20 protein-coding genes, 1 tRNA gene and 1 pseudogene are annotated in these 20,177 nt (G+C 47.1%); 8 read left to right on the forward strand and 14 right to left on the reverse strand.

Annotation, left to right across the window (positions count from 1 at the left end; translation table 11 throughout):
- Positions 1-2: 2 nt before the first annotated feature.
- The 5 genes and pseudogenes from ispE to pth form a co-directional block, all read left to right on the forward strand.
- Positions 3-749, forward strand: a pseudogene (ispE, locus tag THERU_RS08775) (4-(cytidine 5'-diphospho)-2-C-methyl-D-erythritol kinase); the annotation flags it as partial.
- A 55-nt stretch (positions 750-804) separates the two neighbouring features.
- Positions 805-877: transfer RNA gene (locus THERU_RS03060), tRNA-Gln, on the forward strand.
- A gap of 34 nt (positions 878-911) precedes the next feature.
- Positions 912-1,847: a ribose-phosphate diphosphokinase gene (locus tag THERU_RS03065; RefSeq protein ID WP_025305813.1), complete on the forward strand. Its 936-nt coding sequence runs from the start codon at positions 912-914 to the stop codon at positions 1,845-1,847.
- 11 nt (positions 1,848-1,858) lie between these two features.
- Positions 1,859-2,440 (forward strand): 50S ribosomal protein L25/general stress protein Ctc, encoded by a 582-nt coding sequence (locus THERU_RS03070; protein WP_025305814.1) that lies wholly within the window; start codon positions 1,859-1,861, stop codon positions 2,438-2,440.
- The gene (gene pth / locus THERU_RS03075; RefSeq protein ID WP_025305815.1) at positions 2,440-3,012 is read left to right on the forward strand and encodes an aminoacyl-tRNA hydrolase; all 573 of its coding nucleotides are present in this window, start codon (positions 2,440-2,442) and stop codon (positions 3,010-3,012) included. The genes THERU_RS03070 and pth overlap by 1 nt, the downstream gene beginning before the upstream one ends.
- A 44-nt stretch (positions 3,013-3,056) precedes the next feature.
- Here pth and THERU_RS03080 read toward each other — a convergent pair whose 3' ends face one another.
- A complete protein-coding gene (locus tag THERU_RS03080; protein WP_025305816.1) occupies positions 3,057-5,036 on the reverse strand; it encodes a TonB-dependent receptor in 1,980 nt (659 codons plus the stop codon).
- Between the two features lie 133 nt (positions 5,037-5,169).
- Between THERU_RS03080 and THERU_RS03085 the strand changes: the two genes are divergently transcribed.
- Positions 5,170-7,431 (forward strand): endonuclease MutS2, encoded by a 2,262-nt coding sequence (locus THERU_RS03085; RefSeq protein ID WP_025305817.1) that lies wholly within the window; start codon positions 5,170-5,172, stop codon positions 7,429-7,431.
- 18 nt (positions 7,432-7,449) lie between these two features.
- A complete protein-coding gene (locus tag THERU_RS03090; protein ID WP_025305818.1) occupies positions 7,450-8,727 on the forward strand; it encodes a FliI/YscN family ATPase in 1,278 nt (425 codons plus the stop codon).
- Positions 8,728-8,731: 4 nt separating this feature from the next.
- Here THERU_RS03090 and THERU_RS03095 read toward each other — a convergent pair whose 3' ends face one another.
- Positions 8,732-9,499, reverse strand: coding sequence for a tetratricopeptide repeat protein (locus THERU_RS03095; protein ID WP_025305819.1), 768 nt, complete (start codon positions 9,497-9,499; stop codon positions 8,732-8,734).
- Here THERU_RS03095 and THERU_RS03100 point away from each other — a divergent pair.
- Positions 9,498-10,289: an ATP-binding protein gene (locus THERU_RS03100; RefSeq protein WP_025305820.1), complete on the forward strand. Its 792-nt coding sequence runs from the start codon at positions 9,498-9,500 to the stop codon at positions 10,287-10,289. The two genes, THERU_RS03095 and THERU_RS03100, sit on opposite strands and share 2 nt — an antisense overlap.
- Here THERU_RS03100 and pstB read toward each other — a convergent pair.
- From pstB to THERU_RS03160, 12 genes are all read right to left on the reverse strand, one after another.
- Complete coding sequence (gene pstB, locus THERU_RS03105; RefSeq protein ID WP_025305821.1) at positions 10,255-11,022, reverse strand: phosphate ABC transporter ATP-binding protein PstB; 768 nt, start codon at positions 11,020-11,022, stop codon at positions 10,255-10,257. The genes THERU_RS03100 and pstB overlap by 35 nt on opposite strands.
- Before the next feature lie 3 nt (positions 11,023-11,025).
- Positions 11,026-11,913, reverse strand: coding sequence for a phosphate ABC transporter permease PstA (gene pstA / locus THERU_RS03110; protein ID WP_025305822.1), 888 nt, complete (start codon positions 11,911-11,913; stop codon positions 11,026-11,028).
- Positions 11,910-12,887 (reverse strand): phosphate ABC transporter permease subunit PstC, encoded by a 978-nt coding sequence (gene pstC, locus THERU_RS03115; protein ID WP_038532054.1) that lies wholly within the window; start codon positions 12,885-12,887, stop codon positions 11,910-11,912. Before pstC ends, pstA begins: the two co-directional genes overlap by 4 nt.
- A 13-nt stretch (positions 12,888-12,900) precedes the next feature.
- On the reverse strand, positions 12,901-13,896 hold the full coding sequence (gene pstS, locus THERU_RS03120) for a phosphate ABC transporter substrate-binding protein PstS (protein WP_025305824.1): 996 nt from the start codon (positions 13,894-13,896) through the stop codon (positions 12,901-12,903).
- 12 nt (positions 13,897-13,908) lie between these two features.
- Positions 13,909-14,151 carry a hypothetical protein gene (locus THERU_RS03125; RefSeq protein WP_025305825.1) on the reverse strand — a complete coding sequence of 81 codons (243 nt, stop codon included), beginning with the start codon at positions 14,149-14,151 and terminating at the stop codon, positions 13,909-13,911.
- Between the two features lie 61 nt (positions 14,152-14,212).
- Complete coding sequence (locus tag THERU_RS03130) at positions 14,213-15,442, reverse strand: ABC transporter permease (RefSeq protein WP_025305826.1); 1,230 nt, start codon at positions 15,440-15,442, stop codon at positions 14,213-14,215.
- A complete protein-coding gene (locus THERU_RS03135) occupies positions 15,439-16,545 on the reverse strand; it encodes an efflux RND transporter periplasmic adaptor subunit (protein WP_025305827.1) in 1,107 nt (368 codons plus the stop codon). The genes THERU_RS03130 and THERU_RS03135 overlap by 4 nt, the downstream gene beginning before the upstream one ends.
- Positions 16,542-17,360, reverse strand: coding sequence for an enoyl-ACP reductase FabI (locus THERU_RS03140; protein WP_025305828.1), 819 nt, complete (start codon positions 17,358-17,360; stop codon positions 16,542-16,544). Before THERU_RS03140 ends, THERU_RS03135 begins: the two co-directional genes overlap by 4 nt.
- The gene (locus THERU_RS03145; RefSeq protein WP_025305829.1) at positions 17,361-18,158 is read right to left on the reverse strand and encodes a 2-amino-3,7-dideoxy-D-threo-hept-6-ulosonate synthase; all 798 of its coding nucleotides are present in this window, start codon (positions 18,156-18,158) and stop codon (positions 17,361-17,363) included. It abuts the gene before it with no gap.
- A 2-nt stretch (positions 18,159-18,160) separates the two neighbouring features.
- Positions 18,161-18,862 carry an energy transducer TonB family protein gene (locus tag THERU_RS03150; protein WP_051402149.1) on the reverse strand — a complete coding sequence of 234 codons (702 nt, stop codon included), beginning with the start codon at positions 18,860-18,862 and terminating at the stop codon, positions 18,161-18,163.
- A 15-nt stretch (positions 18,863-18,877) separates the two neighbouring features.
- Positions 18,878-19,675: a UDP-3-O-acyl-N-acetylglucosamine deacetylase gene (lpxC, locus tag THERU_RS03155; RefSeq protein WP_038532057.1), complete on the reverse strand. Its 798-nt coding sequence runs from the start codon at positions 19,673-19,675 to the stop codon at positions 18,878-18,880.
- 23 nt (positions 19,676-19,698) lie between these two features.
- On the reverse strand, positions 19,699-20,172 hold the full coding sequence (locus THERU_RS03160; RefSeq protein WP_245565847.1) for a uroporphyrinogen-III synthase: 474 nt from the start codon (positions 20,170-20,172) through the stop codon (positions 19,699-19,701).
- Between the last annotated feature and the right edge of the window lie 5 nt (positions 20,173-20,177).

The following is a 20,177-nucleotide window of genomic DNA, read 5'->3' on the forward strand; positions in this document are numbered from 1 at the left end:
CCATGGAGCTTTTGTCCCCTGCCAAGCTGAACTTGGGACTTTGGCTTTTAGGAAAGCGTCAAGATAACTACCACGAGATTTTTACTATCTTTCAGGCTATAAACCTCTTTGACAGAATAGAGATTTTAGAAAAAGGTCCCCTGCGGGTTGAAACCTCCAAAGGCATACCCCAAGAGGAAAATTTGGTTTATAAGGCTTTAAGGCTCATGGAAAGAGCCCTGGGTACTGACTTGGAGGTACAGGTTTACATAGAGAAGGTCATCCCGATAGGCGGAGGTTTGGGTGGTGGTTCCTCTAATGTGGCGACCGTTTTAATGGGTGTCAACAAACTCTTGGGTGAGCCACTAAGCTTTGAGGAGCTAAAAGCTATAGCTTCTGCGGTCTCCTCTGATGCGGTGTTCTTTTTGTACGGCGGTTCCGCTGTGGGCACTGGTAGAGGGGAAAAGATCCAGCCTATTGACCTTCCCAAGTTTAAGTTTGTGGTGATCTATCCGGGGGTCGCGGTTTCCACTAAGAAAATCTACTCCCTGGTGGGTGAAAAACAATTGACACCCAACTTGGACCGTGATAAAATAATAGATTGCTTAGTAAGGGGTGAGCTCGAGGTTCTGGAGAACAGGTTGGGCGAGCTGTGTGCGGAAGAGGTGCCCCAAGTGGGCGAAGTGGTTAGGTTCTTGAGGAGTGTGGGTAAGAGGCCTCTGGTAAGTGGAAGCGGTTCCTGCGTGTTCTTTGTGGGAGAGCTGGAAGAGGATCTAAGAAGGGCTTGTCAGCTGAGAGGTTGGCAAGTCTATGAGGTGGAAAGCTTGGGGTGTAGCTCAACTGGCAGAGCACCGGACTTTGGATCCGGGGGCTCCTGGTTCGAGTCCAGGCACCCCAGCTTTCCCCTCCCATAAAAACTAAGAGGTTGGATTATGACAGGTTCTATTAAACTTTTGACCGGCACAAGCAATCAAAAGTTAGCAAAGGAAGTTTCTGAGTATTTAAACATCCCCCTCTCTGATGCGATCGTTTCCCGTTTTAGCGACGGAGAGGTAAGGGTTCAGATAAACGAGTCTATGAGAGGCGAGGATGTTTTTGTGATCCAGTCCCTCTGCCATCCCATAAACGAGAGCATAATGGAGCTTCTTCTCATCTTGGATGCCATAAAGAGGGCTTCTGCCGGCAGGATCACCGCAGTGATACCTTATTATGCCTACGCAAGACAGGACAGAAAGGACAAGCCGAGGGTTCCCATAAGCGCAAGACTGTTGGCAGACCTTATAACGGTTGCTGGTGCCCAAAGGGTGGTGGTGGTAGATTTGCATTCTCCTCAAATTCAGGGTTTTTTTAACATACCCGTTGATAATTTACACGCGTTGGGTGTTCTTTACGATTACCTCAAGGATAAAGTGGATGGTGATACGGTGGTGGTTTCTCCCGACGCGGGGGGTGTGGAAAGGGCAAGGCTACTTGCCAACAAAATAGGTTGCCCCATAGCCATAATTTACAAAAGAAGACCCGAGCCCAATGTAGCGGAGGTTCTTGACATAATAGGGGATGTAAAGGGTAAAAGGGCTATAATCGTTGATGACATAATAGACACCGCGGGTACCGTGTGTGCTGCCAGTGAGCTGTTGCTCTCAAAGGGTGCCAGTAGAGTGGATGTGGTTGCCACCCATGGACTGTTGTCCGGTCCTGCGGTGGAAAGACTGAGGAAATCGCCCATAGAGGAGGTGGTTATAACCAACACCATACCAGCAGAACATAAGAACCTTGAAAAGCTTAAGATCGTATCCATAGCCCCCCTCATAGGGGAAGCCATAAGAAGGATCCACGAAGGAGAATCTGTTAGCATGCTATTTACATAAAGGAGGAAAGCATGAAAAGGATAGAAGTTAAGCTAATTCCCAGAACACTCGGACGCAAAAGTGAGAGAAAGCGAATGAGAAGAGAGGGTTATATCCCTGTAGAGATCTATGGCAAGGGAGTAGAAAACGCCCACGCATACATGAGCCTGAAGGACTTTTTATCTTTGCCTCACGGTGAGACCTTTCTGATTGTGGCGGATTTGAACGGCGACAAAAGGGTGTGCTTTTTGAAGGAGGTTCAATACGGTTGGCTCGGAGATAATCCTATACACATAGACCTTTACAATATTTCTAAGGTCAGGGAGATAGACATAGAAGTGCCTATAGAGTTCGTGGGCGTACCGGAGGGTGTAGCCTTGGGTGGAACCTTTGAGGTGGTTCTCTCTACCCTTACCGTAAGGGCAAGCGTGGAAAACATACCCGACAAGATCGTAGTTGATGTTAGCAAGTTGGGACTTGGAGACTCTTTGCACGTTAGGGATATACAACCTCCGCCTAACTGTATCATACTAGACAACCCCGAGGAGGTGGTAGCGGTAGTCTTAGAACCCGAAGCGGAAGAGACAACCACTGAAGAAACTACCACCACTTAATGATAAGGCTTTTGGTAGGTCTTGGAAACCCGGGGAAAAAGTACGAAAGAACCCGGCACAATGTGGGCTTTATGGTGGTGGATGAATTTTTAAAAAAACTGAGGGTGAAAGACTACAAAGAAGAGTGTCTTTCTCATCTGTTCAGGGTTAAGGTTTTTGATAGGGAGGTTTTGGTGGCAAAGCCACAAACCTACATGAACAACTCGGGGCTTGCGGTTTTAAACATCCTCGAAGAATACGAAATCCATCCAGAGGAGATGATGGTAATTTACGATGACTTGGATCTACCCTTGGGTAGGATACGCCTGCGTCTTGAGGGCAGTAGTGGAGGTCATCATGGCGTTGAGTCTATAATAAAGGAAATAAAGTCTGAAAACTTTGTAAGGCTTAGAATAGGCATAGGAAGACCCAAAGATAAAAACAAGGTGGTGGAGTATGTGCTCTCTCCCTTTTCCCCCGAGGAGGAGCCTTTGCTGTATGCGGTGTTAGGTAGGGCTTGTGAGTGTATTCTTAGGTGCCTTGAAACCTCTCCTCAGGACGCCATGTCCTTTTGCAACGCACCGTTGGAATAAATCATTTTTAATAAAGCCCGCCCTCCCCTCCCCCACAAATTTATTCAGAAGGTGTAAGACGCATTTATGTAGAAAGTTCTCCCGGGCTCTGGCACTTTAACACTAGGGGGCATTGCGAAAGGATTTCTCAGATAGGATAGATGTTCAAAGTACTTTTTGTCAAATACGTTGTCAATGCCCGCGTTAATAGTAAATCCTTTGAAATTCCCGCCCACTTTAACATTTACCACACCATAACCAGAAGTTCTTTGCTCATTTAGGTCTGTGTCTACCCTACTCTGAGTTGCGGAAAGGACCGTTTCCACTTCTCCAAAATATATGCCTTTGTCGTACCTAAGGGCGAGCCTTGTTTTAAGAGGTGGGATTTCTGCAACTTTGGAGCTTCTTATGTTTTTCTCGGGTTTTGTTTCTTTCCTTGCCTGCACATAAGACATTCCACCAAAGAGAAAGAGCTCTTGAGTTAGAGAGAGCCTTAAATCCGCCTCACCACCGAAAAATTGGGCGTTTACGTTTTCATAAGAGAGTGGATTACCAGGACCGGCTGGCTTATGAACTGTTATGTAGTCCTGCACATAGCTGTAAAAGGCTGTTGCTTTTATGAGTATTCTGTCAGTAAAGTGCTTTATACCCAGGTCAAGCTCCGTATTCCTGGAAGGCTTGAGTTCCGGATTTCCTACCCGGATATTACTCCCCATGCTGAAGGCAAAGTATCTTTCCTGAGCGTCTGGCACTCTCACCGAATGTCCTAAACCTACAAACAGTTCAGTGCCCTCTTGAAGTTCATAAAAGAGCTGTATATTTCCAGAGGGATAGGTGTCTCTTTTTGATGTGCTTGTGGTGTTTTTATAAGTATTATACAAGCCTGTGTTTGCTTTTGATCTGTCCGCTTCGGTCTTTGTGGTGTCAAGCCTTAGCCCTGTTACTAACCTTAGCCTGTCCGAAAGGTTCCTCTTGTACTCGCCATAAAAACCAAAGCTTTCAGTATCCACATTGGGTATTACGTACTGAGTCATCATCCCCATACGGTTGACAGCATCCCAATTTCTCCTGTAAGCCTCAAAGCCTAATGTGAGATTACCAAGGTTAGCTTCAAGCCTGCCTCCGTAGGTTTTTGATTTGGCATCCGTTCGCATATACGTACCAGTTCTGAAACTAGTATCCATCGGGTGATCCACTTTTGTGTAGTAGAGCTGAAACTTCAGGCTCTTTAGCGTGTCTGATATTCCGTCTATTTGGTAGTTCATGTTAAACCTATCCGTCTTATCGTAAATGGCGTCCATACGAAGGTAAGGGTAAAGAACGTGTCTTGCGTCCTGTTTTGTGTAAGAAAATTCTACGCTGTGATTTTCAATGGGCTTAAAACCAAGTTTAGTCCAGTATGTGTTAATTTCAAAGGCTTTTTTGTTTCTAAACTCTGGTCTGTAGTTGGCATTCTGGGCCTCAGTAATCCTTCTTCCATCGCCATCTTTGTAAGGTTTAGAATATCTGTAAGAGTAGCCCACAAGTATGCCAAACTTGTCATCTGCATAAGAAACCACTGGAGAAAGGTTGATAAAGTTAAAGGAACCGGCAGATGCGTTGAGTTTTAAGTGAAAGCCTTTTTCAGGCTTCTTGGTGATTATGTTCACAAGCCCTGCCATAGACCCTTGATGTCTTACGTCAAAAGGTCCTTTAATGATCTCTATCCTCTCTACTTCTGAAAAATCCACGTGAAATGCGGGCGGGTCCATTCGGTTGGGACAGGCAGCATACACTCTACTACCGTCTATTAGCACGTTTATGTTGTCCCTGTAAAATCCTCTGAGGACCACATCGTTTGCTATTCCGCCCTTCCTTATTTTCCAGATACCTTCCAGTTTGGTAAGGGCTTCTCCCACATCTTTTGCGGAGCTTTCTCTTACCTCTCTTACTTCCAAGCTGTCTTTGAACGTCTCCTTCTTAGCCTTTAGCTCCACCTCTTTTAGCAAAATCTCCTGGGCGTAGCCAAAAGATACTATGGCGGTCAGCAAAAATGCCTTCTTCATGCCTTACCTCCTTTGTTAATATTGTCATTATTTTACGTTAATTTTAGTTTAAAGTCAAGTTTAATTAACATAAAAAAGTCTTGGCGGATTTTTACGGAAGGGAAGTGGTGAGTTGTATATAAAATTTTTCTCTGTGAGGGAGAAGGACTTTTCCAACTTAGAGCTGTGGAAGGTCTTTGAGAGGCTCAAGGGATACTTCAATTCAAAGGCAACGGAGAAATTCTTGCAAACTCTAAAACCTTATATAGATGTGGAGGGGCTAAGGCAAGAAATTCAGCTGGTGGAGGACTTTCTTGCGGTTGAGGAATCTTTGACTCTTTATCCCTTTGGAGACATAGAGCCCTATATAAAAAAATCTGTCCTGCAGGATGCAACCCTCAGCTTGGAGGAAATATTAGAGATATACAAAGTTATAAAGCTCATAAGGGACGCAAGAAAAGCCCTTGGTGCCCATGTGCCCCTTAGGAAGAGTTTGGGGAACCTTCTAAAAACCCTCTATCACTTTCCGCAGATAGAAGGCATCATAGAGAGCACCATAGACCAGAGGGGCTTTGTTAAAGACAGTGCCAGCCAAGAGTTAGCAACCATCAGAAAGAAGATAAGGGATTTAGAAAAGGAGGTCTCCAAGAGGTTGGAAAACATCCTCAACCGTCCCGATGCAGACAGGCTTCTCTCAGACAGGATCATAACCATAAGGAATAACCGCTATGTTTTGCCCGTAAAGACTACGGAGATCAACAAGATCGTAGGCATAGTGCATGGCACTTCGTCTTCTGGATACACCACCTACTTGGAACCTCACAGTGTGGTGGAATTAAATAACCGCCTTGTGGTATTAAAGGAAGAGGAGGAAGAGGAGGTCAAAAAGGTTCTAAAGCGGATCACCTCCTACATCGGAGAGTTCAGCACAAAGCTTATGTCTGCCTACTACACCCTGCTAAAGCTGGATTACCTAAAGGCGGTAGCCCGCTTTAGCAAGGAAATAGGGGGCAAGTTTCCAAAGCTTTCGGATGCTAAGATTTTTTTAAAGTCCGTCAGGCATCCCCTTTTGGTATTCACCAAGGACCATGTGGTGCCTATAGATATAAAGATTGAGGGTAAGAAAGGGCTTGTCCTTACCGGTCCCAACACGGGTGGAAAGACGGTAGCCCTAAAGTCCCTTGGGCTGTGTGCCCTCATGTTCCAGTTTGCACTGCCCATCCCTATAGAGGAGGGAGAATTGCCGGTTTTTGAAGGCATATACACAGATATAGGAGATGAACAGAGCATAGAGCAGAACCTTTCCACCTTTTCTGCCCATGTCTCAAACTTGGCAGAGTTTTTGCCACTGGTTAATGAAAAAAGCTTGGTGCTTTTGGACGAGCTGGGCGCAGGAACAGACCCCATGGAGGGCTCTGCCTTGAGCATAGGTGTCCTTGAGTATTTAAAGAACAAAAAGGCTTATGTCTTTGCCACAACACACCATACACCCGTCAAGCTTTATGCTTTGGAGTCTGACTACTACACACCCGCCAGCGTATCCTTTGACAAAGAAACCTTAGAGCCCACATACCATATTCTTTACGATGCGGTGGGTAGCAGTATGGCCTTTGAGATCGCCAGAAGGTTTGGTATGCCAGAGGAGGTTTTGGAATACGCCCGCAAAAAGATGCCCGCAGAGTTTGAAAGATTCTCAAAGGCTAAGGAAGACTTAGAAGAGCTGATAAAAGAGTATCAGGGAAAGCTAAAGGAAGTGGAGCAGGCAAAGGAAGAGTTGGAAAGGATGAAGGCAGAATATTCGTCCTTGCTTGCCCTCTCGGAAGAGATCAAGGAAAGGGCTTACAGGGAGGGAATGTCTCGGGCTTTGCAGTATTTACAGGAGATAGAAAGGGAGGCGGAGGAGCTCTTAAAAAGCGCAAGGGAAAGGCAGAAGATAAAGCAGTTTGTTAAGGAAAAGAAGCAAGAGGTTATGAAAGAACTGAATGAGGAACCGATAAAGGTAGGCGATTGGGTGGAGTTTATGGGCTCAAAGGGAAGGGTTCTGGAGGTGAAGGAGGAAAAAGTGCAGGTGTCCTTTGGTGGTGTAAAGGCTTGGATAGAAAAACAGAAGCTAAAGAAAGCACCTCCACCCGTAGTAGAGCAGGAGGAATACTCCCTTGAGGTCAATAAGAGATTTCCTACGGAGATAAATCTAATAGGACTTAACACGGAGGAAGCCCTTTATAAGCTTGAGTCTTTCCTGAAGGAGGCTAAGGCGCTTGGGATAAAGAGCGTAAAGGTAATCCATGGCACGGGGGTTTTAAAAAGGGTGGTGGAGGACTTTTTGGAAGGTTCAGATTTGGTAGTTTTTCGTAGGGAGGGATACCCAAGGGAAGGGGGAGCGGGCGTTTCGGTGGTTTTTTTGGAAAAGCCATAAAGCCGAAGCTGAGATAGGATGGATAAAGTTTTTAGGGTTTACGGAAAGGTGGTTAAGGTAAGCGGTGTGTATCTTGAGGCAACGGTACCGGAAGGTGCGGTGGGCAACCAGTGCATCATAAAAACAGAAACGGGGGATGTAGAAGGCGAGGTTATAGGTTTTCATGAGAACAGATGCCTTATTATGCCCTTCAGTAGTTTGTTAGGAGTTAAAACAGGAGACAGGGTTTGGATAAAGAGGGAACCTGTATCCACCATTGTGGGTGAAAAAGCTTTGGGACAAATACTGGACCCTTTCGGTAGGAGAATTTCCGACGGAAGGTTAATACATGGCGAGAGAAGACCCATTGAGCTAAAGGATATAAATCCCTTACAACGGGAGAGAATAAAGGAAGTCTTTGACACGGGCGTTAGGACCATAAACGCCCTATTCACCTTGGGCAGGGGGCAAAAGGTTGGCATATTTGCGGGGGCGGGTGTGGGGAAAACTACCCTTCTTGGGATGATCACCCGATTTAGCAAGGCGGATGTTGTGGTCCTTGGGCTCATCGGGGAAAGGGGAAGAGAGGTCAGAGAGTTTGTAGAGGATATTCTTGGGAATTCAATAAAAAGAAGCGTGGTGATAACCACCACCGCAGACCAAACCCCCATACTGAAGGTTAAAGGTGCCATCAGTGCGTTGGTGCATGCGAGGTACTTTGCGGAGAAGGGACTAAATGTTCTGCTGGTTTTGGACTCTCTGACGAGGTTTGCAATGGCACAGAGGGAAGTGGGACTTTCTGCAGGAGAGCCTCCCACATTAAAGGGCTACACACCCTCTGTTTTCTATCTGATGTCAAAGATAGTGGAAAGCTGTGGAAACTTTAACAGGGGAAGCATAACGGGTATATTTAGCGTTTTGGTGGAGGGAGACGACATAAGCCTTGACCCTGTGGCTGATGCCCTCATGGGTATGCTGGACGGCCATATAATCCTCTCAAGAAAGTTGGCAAACAGTGGTCTGTTTCCAGCTATAGATCCTGTGAGAAGTCTAAGCAGGCTTATGCCTCAGATAGTTTCAAAAGAGCATATGAGGGCTGCCCTCTACTTAAAAGAGCTTTTGAGTGCATATGAATCGTTAGAAGATTTAGTGAATCTTGGCTTATACACCAAAGGAACAAACCCTGTGGTGGATAGGGTTATCAAGCACGAAGAGCTCATAAAGGACTTTTTAAGGCAAGATTACACAACTCCCGCCGACTTTGAAAGCAGTGTATCAAGCCTGATGGAGTTATACAGAAGGCTAACTCAGGAATAGGGCTTTATCTACCAAGCTTTTTCTTTGCTACCTCCGCTTCCTCCGAAAGGGGAAATTCTTTCAGGATTGCCTCGTAATACTCCCTTGCCTTCTCGTTGTTTCCCTGTGCTTCGTAGAGCCTCGCCAACTGTAAGTAAGCAGAGGGCAGTTTATTGCAATCCACCATTTCTCCCCTTTTACACCTTTCCTCCAAGGTGCGCCACACCGCCTCCGCCCTAACATTATCTCCCAAATCTCTATAAACAACACCTAGCCAAAGGTATGCGTTATCCGTAAGAGGAGTCTTTGGATATTTTCTTATGAACTCAATAAACTTCTCCTTTGCCTGATTTAGCTGTCTTAAGTTATACAGGTCAAGGGCGGACTTGTATTCCTTTTCGTAGTCGGGGGACAGAGTCTCTACGCCTCTTTGTCCTTCTTGGGGTCTTTGGACAAATGGTTCAGGTTGAATAGGTTGCGTTCTAGGCTGTCCTTCTACCTTTGCAGGTTGGGATTGGGATACATTTTCTGGCTTTGATGGAATAGGCTGTGGGAGACTGGTTCTCCCTTCCACCCTCAATCTTTCCACCTCAAGCCTTAAGCTTGCCAGATTTTGTGAGAGGGCATCCACTCTCTCTTCGGTCTTTATCTGCTGGGCTCTAATGGTTCTCTGCTCCTCCTCCAGTTTTTCTATACGCCTGTTGATCTGGGCTAATCTGGCGTTTAGCTCCTCTTGGGTAACTGCACCGCAGGAAGAGAGTAAAAAGCAAAGGAAAAGAATATTCTTTCTCATGGAACTTTATTTTAAACTATTTGCTATGTTTGAAGAGTTTTTAGCCTTCAGGTTCAAAGATGGTAAGCTCCAGCCTATAGCACATCCGCACCTGCCAAGCTTTGAAAGCCTTCTCTTCATAGACAGACAGAAGGAGGAGCTTAAAAGAAATACCCTACAGTTTGTGAAAGGCTATCCTGCCAACGACGCCCTCCTCTGGGGAGACAGGGGAACAGGGAAGTCCTCCCTTGTGAAGTCCATGCTCACACTCTTTGGCAAAGAAGGATTAAGGCTCATCCAAGTCTATAAAGCTCAGGTGGAAGACCTATCACAGCTCTACGAACTGCTCAGAGACAGCAAAAAACGCTTTATTCTCTTCATTGACGACCTTTCCTTTGAACCTGAGGAAGACCAATACAGGCTTTTAAAGTCCATGCTGGATGGGGACTTAGAAGAAAGGCCAGAAAACATACTGGTGTACGCTACATCCAACCGCAGGAACATTGTAGCAAACAGGGAAAGGGATGGAAAGTTCCCAGAAGAAGACTACAGAGAGATGATATCGTTGGTGGAAAGGTTTGGGCTTAGGCTTGGCTTTTTCTCCTTTGACAAAGCACAGTATCTAGAAATCGTGAAAGCTTATGCAAAGGAGAGGGGAATATCTATTCCTCAGCAGGAGTTGGAAGAGAGGGCGCTCCTTTGGGCGACCGAAAGAGGCAGTTTTTCCGGAAGGACCGCTTATCAGTTTATAAAAGATCTGGAGGGAAGGCTAAGGCTTAGCCAAACCTTCCCGTCACATATTCCTCCGTGAGCTTTTTGTCGGGCTTGGTGAATATCTTTTCTGTGGGGTTGAACTCTATGAGCTCACCCAAATACATAAAGCCCGTAAAGTCAGATATCCTCGCAGCCTGTTGCATGTTGTGGGTGACGATAACTATGGTGATCTTCTTTTTGAGTTCCACTATAAGCTCCTCTATTTTGGCGGTGGATATGGGGTCCAGGGCGGAGGTGGGCTCATCAAAGAGCAATACTTCCGGCTCCACTGCAATAGCCCTGGCTATACATAGCCTTTGCTGTTGTCCTCCCGAGAGGGAGAAAGCGCTGTCTTTGAGCCTGTCTTTGACTTCGTCCCAGAGGACAGCGTCCTTTAAAGCCTTTTCCACTCTGTCCTTTAGCTCGGTACCCTTTATACCCTTTAGCCTTAGACCAAAGGCTACATTGTCAAAGATAGACATGGGGAATGGCGTGGGCTTTTGGAAAACCATACCCACCTTGCTCCTGAGGTCTATAACATCCATCTTGAATATGCTTTCACCATCAAGGAGGATGTCTCCCTCGTATCTGTTGTTAGGATACAGGTCGTGCATACGGTTAAGACATCTCAGAAGGGTGGTCTTTCCACAGCCCGAGGGTCCGATTAGGGCGGTTACCTTTCTGTCGTATATGGGCATGTTTATGTTTTTGAGGGCTTGATTGGAGCCGTAGTAGAAGTTGAGGTTTTTAACCTCCATGCGGGTCTTTAAAGCGGTCTGAGTCTCTACCATAGCTTATCCTCCTTTCTTACCTGTTATGGAACGCACTATATAAAAGAGAGGTTCAAGTATGTTTCTGTGGAGTAAAACCCTTGCTATTATGGAAAGAAGCAGGACACCCATAGTAAGTATAAACGCCGCAGCCCAAGCTTGCTGGTGCCAGTAGTGGTAAGGTCCCATCACATAGTTGAACATGGTTACAGTCAGAGATGCCATCGGGTCCCTAAGGTCAAAGGTCAAAACGTTGTTGTTGAAGGAAGTAAAGAGCAAGGGTGCAGTTTCTCCTGCAATACGGGCAACGCCAAGGAGCACTCCCGTCAGTATTCCCACCTTTGCCGCCCTCATGACCACACCCTTTATAACTTGCCATTTGTAAGCTCCCAGAGCGTACGCTGCTTCCCTCATCTCTCTGGGGACCAACTTTAGCATCTCGTCGGTGGTGATGGCAATAACGGGTAGCATCAAAAGGGCCAAGGCAACCGCACCAGAAAAGCCGTTAAAGTGTCCCACAGGTCTGACCAGCACCGCATAAACCACCGCACCCATCAAGATTGAGGGAGTGCTAACCATTATGTCCGTGATCTGTCTGAGGGTCATGAAGAACTTGCTGTTCCTTCCGTATTCCGCAAAGTATATACCAGCCATTATACCTATGGGGACTCCTATTACAGTTGCAAGGGAGGTGATGATCAAGTGTCCCACAAAGGCGGGTCTTAGACCTCCTCCCTCCTCTCCGGGTGGTGTAGGGTCCAAATAGATAAGCTCGGGGCTAAGATACCTAAAGCCATTTACAGCGAGACTGCCAAGGATCCAAAAGAGCCAAAAAATTCCATAGGCGGCGGTAAGGAAGGATACAAAAAGCATAAAATTGCTAAAGAGCTTTCTGCGGGTTTTCCTGCTCATGCCTTCCACCTCTTTTCAAGTCTTAGCACCATGAACTTGGCAATACCGAGCATGGCAAAGGAGACCAAGTAGAGCAAGAGCCCCGCATAGTAGAGGGCGGAAAGATACACATCCGTGTCTGCTTCGGTGAATTGGTTTGCCAGGGCAACGGTTATGGTGGTGAAGGGCTCCAACAGGGACTTGGGGATCTGTGGGCGATTTCCTGCCAAAAAGGTTACCGCCATGGTCTCTCCCAGAGCCCTTCCTGCGGAAAGAATCAAACCTCCAGCTATGCCCGATGCGGTGTAGGGGATTACCACCTGCCTTATAACCTCCCACTTGGTAGCCCCAAGCCCGTAGGCAGACTCCTTCATTATGGGAGGGACCATGTTAAAGGCATCCCTCACAACCGCAGCCATAAAGGGTATGATCATTATGGAGAGCACAAGGCTGGTGGTCAATACGTCAACACCGGTAGGCGCACCCTGAAAGAGCTTTCCTATGAGGGGCACATCTCCCAGCTTGTCTTGGAGCCAAGGCTCCACTTTGGTTGCCATTATGGGGGTAAGGATAAAAAAGCCCCAAAGTCCGTATATGATGCTTGGAATGGCTGCCAAGAGTTCCACCGCAGTGGAGACTATGGGTTTAAACCAATTGGGTGCCAGCTCGGTGATAAAGATGGCTATGCCTATGGCAACGGGTGCGGCGATGAGCATGGAGAGAAGAGTGCTAACCACCGTACCAAAGATCATGGTGGCAGCGCCAAAGTCCTCTTGCACAGGATCCCAGTTGGTGTGGGTCAAAAAGTGTATAAAGCCAAACTCTTTTATGGCGAGCCTTGCTTCGTAGAGGAGGATAAGTCCCGCAAGTATTGGAAAGAGGAGCCCCGCGAAGAGGGCCCAAAAACCGAGGCTAAGCTTTAAAAACCTCTCTAAGAACTCTCCGCGGGTTTTGATTTCCCTTAGGCTCTTCTGTACTTCTGCCACGTTCTCCATGATTATACCACCCTTATGGTGCTACGCCATGATCCTTCCAGTATTCCATGACGAGCCTTTTGACGTTTTCGGGCATGGGTATGTAATCAAGTTCTTGGGCATACCTGTCTCCCTTTTCAAAAACCCACTTGAAGAAGGTGGTAGCCCTCTTAGCCCTCTCGGGTTGGTCTTTGGGAATCAGTACGAAGACTGCGCCCGTTATTGGGTAGGCATCTCTACCGGGTTGGTCTGTGAGGACTTCGTAGAAGTGCTTGGACTTATCCCACCTGGCGTTCCTTGCAGCCTCTTGCATGGTTCTTACGGTTGGCTCCACAAAATTTCCTTCCCTGTTTTTGATCCTTGCAGCGGGTAGGTTATTCTGCTTGGCGTAGATGTATTCCACATATCCTATACCGCCCTGGGATCTCCTCACGTAGTTTGTTACGCCTTCATTTCCTTTTGCACCAACGCCCGTAGGCCACTTGACGGAAGTTCCAAATCCCACCTTTTCCTTCCACTCGGGGCATACTTTAGAGAGCCAGTTGGTGAAGATCCAGGTGGTTCCAGAGCCGTCGGACCTGTGCACTACCACTATGGGTCTGTCGGGGAGCTTTACGTTGGGGTTGAGCTGTTGCAGGTATGGGTCGTTCCACCTTGTGATCTTGCCCATGTAGATGTCGCAGACCGCCTTTTGGTCCATGTTTAGCACAGTTCTCCCCAACTCTGGCACGTTGTAGGTAACCACAACTGCGCCTATAACTACGGGGAATTGGAGGAGCTTATGCCTTTCCAACTCCTCGGGTGTTAGGGGTGCGTCAGAGGCTCCAAAATCCACCGTCCTGTTGATGGCCTGCCTGATACCACCACCGGAGCCTATGGACTGGTAGTTTACCTTGTGTCCCGTCTCCTTGTTGTACTCAAAGGCCCACTTGCCCATGATCGGAAAGACAAACGTGGACCCGGCACCGGTGATTTCAAGGGCTAAAACCGTTCCGCTGAAAATTGCAGTGGCTAAAAGTACTTTCTTCATGGCTTCACCTCCTTACTGGGATTTTTGTTCCATAGCTTTTCTCATCTGTTCAATAGCCTTGTTTATCATGGACTCAATTTCTCTGTTTCTTTCGGCCATGTTCCTTTTGAGCTCCTTGGCATACTCTTGGGCTTCCTCGGGTGTTATCAAGCCCTTGTCCATGAGTATGTAGAGGATCGTGTCAAGGGCAGGATGGTTTGTGCCCGCAAAGGCAAAGGTGGAAAGGGCTAAAACTCCCAACGCAAGCTTTCTCATATCAAACACCTCCTAACTGTTTTGTTAGTTAAGATTTTAGAGAAGAATTGTTAAGATTTTGTTAAGAAGCACTCCTGAATATATCCACCGGGTTTAGCCTGCTTGCCCTGTAGGAAGGATAAAGGCTGGCAAGCACCGCAAAGAGGACAGAAAAGATTCCGCCGTAGATGTAAAGGCTAAAGCTTCTATAAAGCACAAAGCCCGGAGTCCTTATGAGCCCCTCCACGTCTAACTTTACGGATTCCAAATACTCTTGCAAGCCATAACCGATTATGGAGCCAAGCACCGCACCCACTAAGCCCACAAAAACCCCCTGCACCAAAAAGATCAAAAGTATGTCTCTCCTTGAATAGCCCATAGCCATCAAAATGGCAATATCCCTTTTCTTTTCCAGCACGGTCATCATTATTATGTTGAAGATCCCAAAGGCAGAAACTAGCAGTATTGCAAAGACAATGAGGTAAGTTATTATGTTTTGAATTTTAAAGATGCTCAAAAAGTTCCTGTATGCCCTCTGCCAACTTTCAACCTCGTAGTTGAGCCCTGCACCAAAAACTTTGGCTAACCTTTCTGCCCTTTCTGGGTCCTTTAGCTTTATGACGATCTCGTTTACCTGCCCCTCTTTGCCCAAGATGGATTGCAGGGTGTTTATGTGCATATACACCCTCGTGTCGTCCAAGTTGGTGATGCCGGAGTCAAATATGTCTATGACCCGAAAGGTGGAGGAGGTGCCGTTGGGTGTGGTGATCACCACCTTTCCGCCCAGCTCTTTTATACCCAAGCTTTTGGCAACTAACACTCCGAGGATAACTCCATCCCTCCTGTTTTCCAAGCTTTTAAGGTTTTTATACACCAAGAACCTCTCTATTATGGATGCCTTGGGCTCCCTTGTTGGGTCTATGCCGAGCAAATTGACGGGCTTTTCTTTGGTGCCGTACTGAACTATGCCCCTGCTCACCAGCCTCGGTGCAGAACCTACCACTTCAGGATGCCTGTCTAAGCTCTGCATCAGGTCCCTCCAGCCCAGAATTTTTTCCTCCTCCTTTGGCTTTGCCCCAAGGACCACAGAAAAATCCTGCCTTAGACGGTCCTCCGCACTCTCCTTGGGTTTTATCCTTATGTGAGGCTCCAAGTCTATGACCTGTTGGATAAAGTAAGACTGAAAACCCAGCATCAGAGAACTCATCACCACAAAGGCAGAAACTCCTATGCTAACACCCAAAAAGGATATGACTGTCTGACGCTTTCTCTCCAAAAGGAGCTTTAGTGCCAAAAAGAGTACATGGTTCATCGCAAAATTACTCTATCACCCTCCTTGAGCCCCTCCAAGACCTCCACATACCCCTCGTACTCTCCACCCAACTTAACGGGCACCTCCACCGAACGAACCCTTTCATATCTCAGCACCTTTCCGTCTTTGACCGCTTCCTTTGGTACCAGTAGGGCGGACCTCTCTTCCACCAAGACCTTACCCTCCACTGTGGCAAAGGCGGGCGTGTTGGGTGGAAGGTTTGCCCGGACTTTCACCTTTAAGGTTTTCCTTGTCCTGTCCAACTGTCCCTCTTTGGAGTAAATGGTGCCCTCAAAGGTCTGCCCTGGGAAGGCATCAATGGAGAGAAAGACCCTTTGTCCCTCCTTTATCAGCCCCACATACTCCTCGTCTATTTCCAAGACCACTTCCAACCTGTTTGGGTCTCCCACACCAAAGAGAACATTCTCTTGGGAAAGGTGGTTTATGTAGCTTCCCTCCTTTACAAACTTAGACAGGACCACCCCGTTAATTGGACTTTTTATGAAATACTTTTCCCTCTGGGCGTTCAGCCTTTCTATCTGTGCCCGTAAGCTTTTGCTCTCCGCCTGTAAACTCCTTATAGCATCCCTGTATTGGCTTAGGTTTGCTTCGTACTCCCTGCGGTGGATTTCGTAGGTGGTTTTGAACTTTTCAAGCTGTTCCTTTGGAATTAGCCCCCTCTCAGCCAAATCCCTTCTTCTTTCATACTCCCTCTCCGCCTGCCTGAGTTGTAGCTCGGACGCTTCCACCTTCTCCTTCAAGAACCTAAGGTAAGGAGAGTCTTCTCTCAGCCGTTCTTCCACCAAGCTGAGCCTTGCCTGAAGGTCCTTTATGGAGCTTTCCAACTCTTGGGCGGAGATCTTTGCGAGCACCTGACCCTTCTTAACCTTGTCCCCCTCTTTTACATAAACCGCCTCTACTATTCCAGAGACCTCTGACTTTACCAGCACAAAGTCCTCGGGCTCCACATATCCGGACGCATACACGAACTTTTTAACTTCTTTTATTTGGGCAACCGCAGTTTTTGGCTCACGATGTAGATAGGACCATGTCAGAAAGACTAAAGGTAAAGCCAACAGTGGGATAAGAAACCATTTTTTCATTCACTTTTGCCAAAAACTTCCTTTTTGATCTCTTCCTCTCTACCAAAGACACCCATAATGTGATAGCCATTATCCACATGAATAACTTCTCCCGTTATAGCCCTTGCCCAATCACTGCACAGAAAAACTGCAGTATCTCCCACATCCTCTATGGTTATTGCCCTGCCAAAGGGATTAACCTTTGTGGTGTGTTCCATCAAAAGGTGAAAGCCGGTAATACTGTAAGCAGCGAGGGTCTTTACTGGTCCTGCGGATATGGCGTTTATTCTGTGTCCATATTTGGCAATATCGTAAGCCAAGTATCGTACTGTGCACTCTAAAGCCGCCTTTGCTATACCCATAACATTGTAGTGTGGCACCACCTTCTCCGCCCCATAATAGGACAGAGTTATGATACTTCCGTTTCTTCCTTCCATCAAGGGCAAAAGTTCCCGTGTAATGGCTATTAATGAGTAAACAGATATGTCCATTGCAATTTTAAAGCCCTCCCTGGAGGTGTCTATTACTCCACCCTTGAACTCCTCCTTTGGTGCGTACGCTATGGAGTGGACTATTATGTCAAGGCTTCCCCAGTTTTTTTCAAGCCACTCCCTTAACGCCTTGATATGCTCGTCTTTGGACACATCGCACTCAAAGGTCAAGTTTGAACCAAACTCACTGGCAACCTCCTCCACCCTCTTTTTGAGCTTTTCGTTGGCATAGGTAAAGGCAAGCTCCGCACCTTCCCTGTGAAAGGCTTTAGCTATGCCGTAGGCTATGCTCCTTTCGTTGGCAACGCCCATAATAAGTGCCCTTTTGCCCTCCAAAAGACCCATTCATTTACCTCCTTCCAACAGGCTAAGAGCCTCCTCCACGGAGGCGTTCTCATGAACTAGCTTATACAAAGCTTTTACCATTTGGACCCTGTTCTTGGCTTGAAAGACGTTCCTACCCACCGATAGCCCCTTGGCACCCGCCTGCAGGGCACCGTAGACCATTTCAAGGACCTCCCTTTCCGTCTTCATCTTGGGACCACCCGCAATAACCACCGGTACTGGGCAACCCTCCACCGCAGGGGCAAAGGTTTCTGGAGAACCCGTATAGGGAACTTTTACTATGTCTGCCCCAAGCTCCGCCCCCAGCCTTGCACAGTGGGCAACTACCTTTGGGTCATACTGGTTCATATCCTTTCCCCTGCCGTAAACCATTGCCAAGAGGGGCATACCCCACTCTTCACAAGCTTTGGAGACTATGCCAAAGTCCCTGAGCATCTCCCTCTCTAAGTCCGCCCCAATGTTTATGTGGATGGAAACTCCGTCCGCTCCAAGTTTTATGGCTTCCTCCACAGTGCACACCAAGGTCTTGTCATTTCTTGTGGGAGCCCAGTCGGTGGAGGCGGAAAGATGCACTATGAGTCCTATGTCTCTGCCTCGCCCCCTGTGTCCTGCCTTTACCATGCCCTTGTGGAGGACCACCGCATCTGCACCACCTTCCGCTACATCCTCCACAGCCTTTTTAATATCCACTATACCCTCTATGGGACCAGAGCTCACCCCATGGTCCATGGGCACTATTATTGTTCTACCTGTCTCCCTGTTTATGATCCTCTCAAGCCTCACCAACTTACCGATCATCCTCAGCCTCCTTTAAACCTAAAGGTTATAATGCCTGTTTGTATTATATTACCTTCTATTGGTTCAAACCTTATACTCCTTAAAAATTGCACTAAAGCACTGTCTATCTCCGGCACGCCACTCCTTTTTAGGACCTCAACCTTAGCAACTCTACCCGAAGGCTCCACCCAGAGCTTAGCCTGAAAGGTGGAGGGTAGTTCAGTAGCCCTAAGCTGTGGAAAGGGAGGGATGTACAAGATCTTTCTCGTAGCACCTTTTGCCAGATCCACCCCACTTCCTGAGACCACTCCGCTGAGCTCACCAAAGCTCTCGCTAACAGTAGGTCTGCCCTGAGTAGCTTCCGCTTTTTGGCTTTTGACCTTCCTTTCTATCTCCGACAGAATGGACTCCTCGGCGGTTTCTTTTGAGGCTACTGGCACATCCCCACTCTCGGTTTCCACTGGAGGAAGGGAAGGAGCGGGCATACCTCCCTTAGCCTTTTCAAGCTTCTCTTTAATTCCTCCCGCTCTTAGCGTTCTCTTCTCAAAGATTACCTTCTCCTCCCTGGGCATTTCTTCCAAAAGCAAAGTAATGGGTTTATTCACCTCGTGGCTAAGCCTCGTAATCAAAAGGTAGGTGGAAAGCAGTGTAAAAAGGATAAGGTTTATAACGAGCGCAGTTAAAAAGTAAAGACCCTTTTCTAATAGGCTCTCTTCCTTTGTCATGGATGGAAGGGAATATTATAACTCAGACAGGGCTTTCACCAGTTGATAGTTAAGACTGTGCCCTCCGTAATGGGATACAACCTTGCCCTTTAGCCTTTTGCCCAAAAGGGAAAGGTCTCCTATTAGGTCCAAAAGCTTATGCCTTATGGGTTCATCCTTGCATCTTAGACCCTCTCGGTTGTAGGGCTTGCCCTCTTTGGTCAGCACCACTGCGTTTTTCAGACTGCCTCCCTTTGCCAAGCCCATGTTCCTGAGGGCTTCCACTTGATAATCGTAGCAGAAGGTTCTGGCAAAGACTACGTCTTTGGCGTTTCCCTTGAACTTAACCCGATGGTCCTTGAGGGAACCCTCCACGCTCCCAACGTACTCCACCGAAAAGTCTTTGCTCGGTAGGGCATCAATCCTTGCGGTGCAGTTTTTAACACTTATGGGCTTTTCTATCTTTAAAAACTCCTTATCTTGGTCAATCTCATAGACCAGGTCCTTCAGAGACTTGTAAAAGTAATAACCACTGCCATCCATAGCGGGCACTTCAAAACCTTCTAAGAACTCTATCACCACGCTGTCTATACCAAGGATGTAAAGGACCGCCAGAAGATGCTCCACCGTTTTTACTACCACGCCGTTTTTTCCCAGGTCGGTGGAGTGGTTTGTGTTCACCACATACTGGTAATGGGCAGGAATTATCTCACTCTTTATCAGAAACCTAACAGAGCCACCGTCATCTGGGTGTAAAACGATCCTTGAAAACTCACCCGAATGAAGTCCCACACCCTCAAAGCTAACCTCTTGCTTTATGGTAGCCTTCTTCATCTCCTTATTTTTATATGCAAAAATTATGCCAATTTCTTTAGGAGCCTTAGGATATCTTCCATTGTTGGTTTTTCTGGGGTTTCACAGGGGGTACCAAAGGTCCTTTCCCACTCTCCTTTGGTAGTTTTGCCAATGCAGATAATTTTTTTATCCTTTAAAAGGCTTTTGTCTCGTAGTTTTTGCAAATTTGCAAAAAAGCCCTTAACCGCAGATGGGCTGGCAAAGACTAAAAAGTCCGAGAGCTTTACCTTGGCTTCAAATTCCTCCGGTGGATAGTCTAAAAGCTTGGTTTCATAAACATTAAGTGGGACTACCTCAAAGCCAAGCTTCTTTAAGCTTTCAATTGCCTCTTCCCTTCCTACAGATGACCTTGGAATCAGAACCCTTCCACAGTAGCCCTGTAAAAGCTTTGCAACCTCCTCTGCGTAAAACTCGGTGGGAACTGCCCAAACATTGTAGCCATACTTTTCCACCTCTGCCTTTGTCTTTTCTCCCACCGCCA

The sequence above is a fragment of the Thermocrinis ruber genome (assembly GCF_000512735.1).
GTDB classification, from domain to species: Bacteria; Aquificota; Aquificia; order Aquificales; family Aquificaceae; genus Thermocrinis; species Thermocrinis ruber.

Coding starts and splice junctions, on each gene's coding strand:
- THERU_RS03090 (WP_025305818.1), top strand. CDS start 7,450: ATGGATAAAGTTTTTAGGGTTTACGGAAAGGTGGTTAAGGTAAGCGGT.
- THERU_RS03100 (WP_025305820.1), top strand. CDS start 9,498: ATGGAACTTTATTTTAAACTATTTGCTATGTTTGAAGAGTTTTTAGCC.
- pstB (WP_025305821.1), bottom strand. CDS start 11,022: ATGGTAGAGACTCAGACCGCTTTAAAGACCCGCATGGAGGTTAAAAAC.
- pstA (WP_025305822.1), bottom strand. CDS start 11,913: ATGAGCAGGAAAACCCGCAGAAAGCTCTTTAGCAATTTTATGCTTTTT.
- THERU_RS03140 (WP_025305828.1), bottom strand. CDS start 17,360: ATGGGTCTTTTGGAGGGCAAAAGGGCACTTATTATGGGCGTTGCCAAC.
- THERU_RS03130 (WP_025305826.1), bottom strand. CDS start 15,442: ATGAACCATGTACTCTTTTTGGCACTAAAGCTCCTTTTGGAGAGAAAG.
- THERU_RS03080 (WP_025305816.1), bottom strand. CDS start 5,036: ATGAAGAAGGCATTTTTGCTGACCGCCATAGTATCTTTTGGCTACGCC.
- THERU_RS03125 (WP_025305825.1), bottom strand. CDS start 14,151: ATGAGAAAGCTTGCGTTGGGAGTTTTAGCCCTTTCCACCTTTGCCTTT.
- THERU_RS03095 (WP_025305819.1), bottom strand. CDS start 9,499: ATGAGAAAGAATATTCTTTTCCTTTGCTTTTTACTCTCTTCCTGCGGT.
- THERU_RS03135 (WP_025305827.1), bottom strand. CDS start 16,545: ATGAAAAAATGGTTTCTTATCCCACTGTTGGCTTTACCTTTAGTCTTT.
- pstS (WP_025305824.1), bottom strand. CDS start 13,896: ATGAAGAAAGTACTTTTAGCCACTGCAATTTTCAGCGGAACGGTTTTA.
- THERU_RS03150 (WP_051402149.1), bottom strand. CDS start 18,862: ATGACAAAGGAAGAGAGCCTATTAGAAAAGGGTCTTTACTTTTTAACT.
- THERU_RS03065 (WP_025305813.1), top strand. CDS start 912: ATGACAGGTTCTATTAAACTTTTGACCGGCACAAGCAATCAAAAGTTA.
- THERU_RS03145 (WP_025305829.1), bottom strand. CDS start 18,158: ATGATCGGTAAGTTGGTGAGGCTTGAGAGGATCATAAACAGGGAGACA.
- pth (WP_025305815.1), top strand. CDS start 2,440: ATGATAAGGCTTTTGGTAGGTCTTGGAAACCCGGGGAAAAAGTACGAA.
- lpxC (WP_038532057.1), bottom strand. CDS start 19,675: ATGAAGAAGGCTACCATAAAGCAAGAGGTTAGCTTTGAGGGTGTGGGA.
- pstC (WP_038532054.1), bottom strand. CDS start 12,887: ATGGAGAACGTGGCAGAAGTACAGAAGAGCCTAAGGGAAATCAAAACC.
- THERU_RS03070 (WP_025305814.1), top strand. CDS start 1,859: ATGAAAAGGATAGAAGTTAAGCTAATTCCCAGAACACTCGGACGCAAA.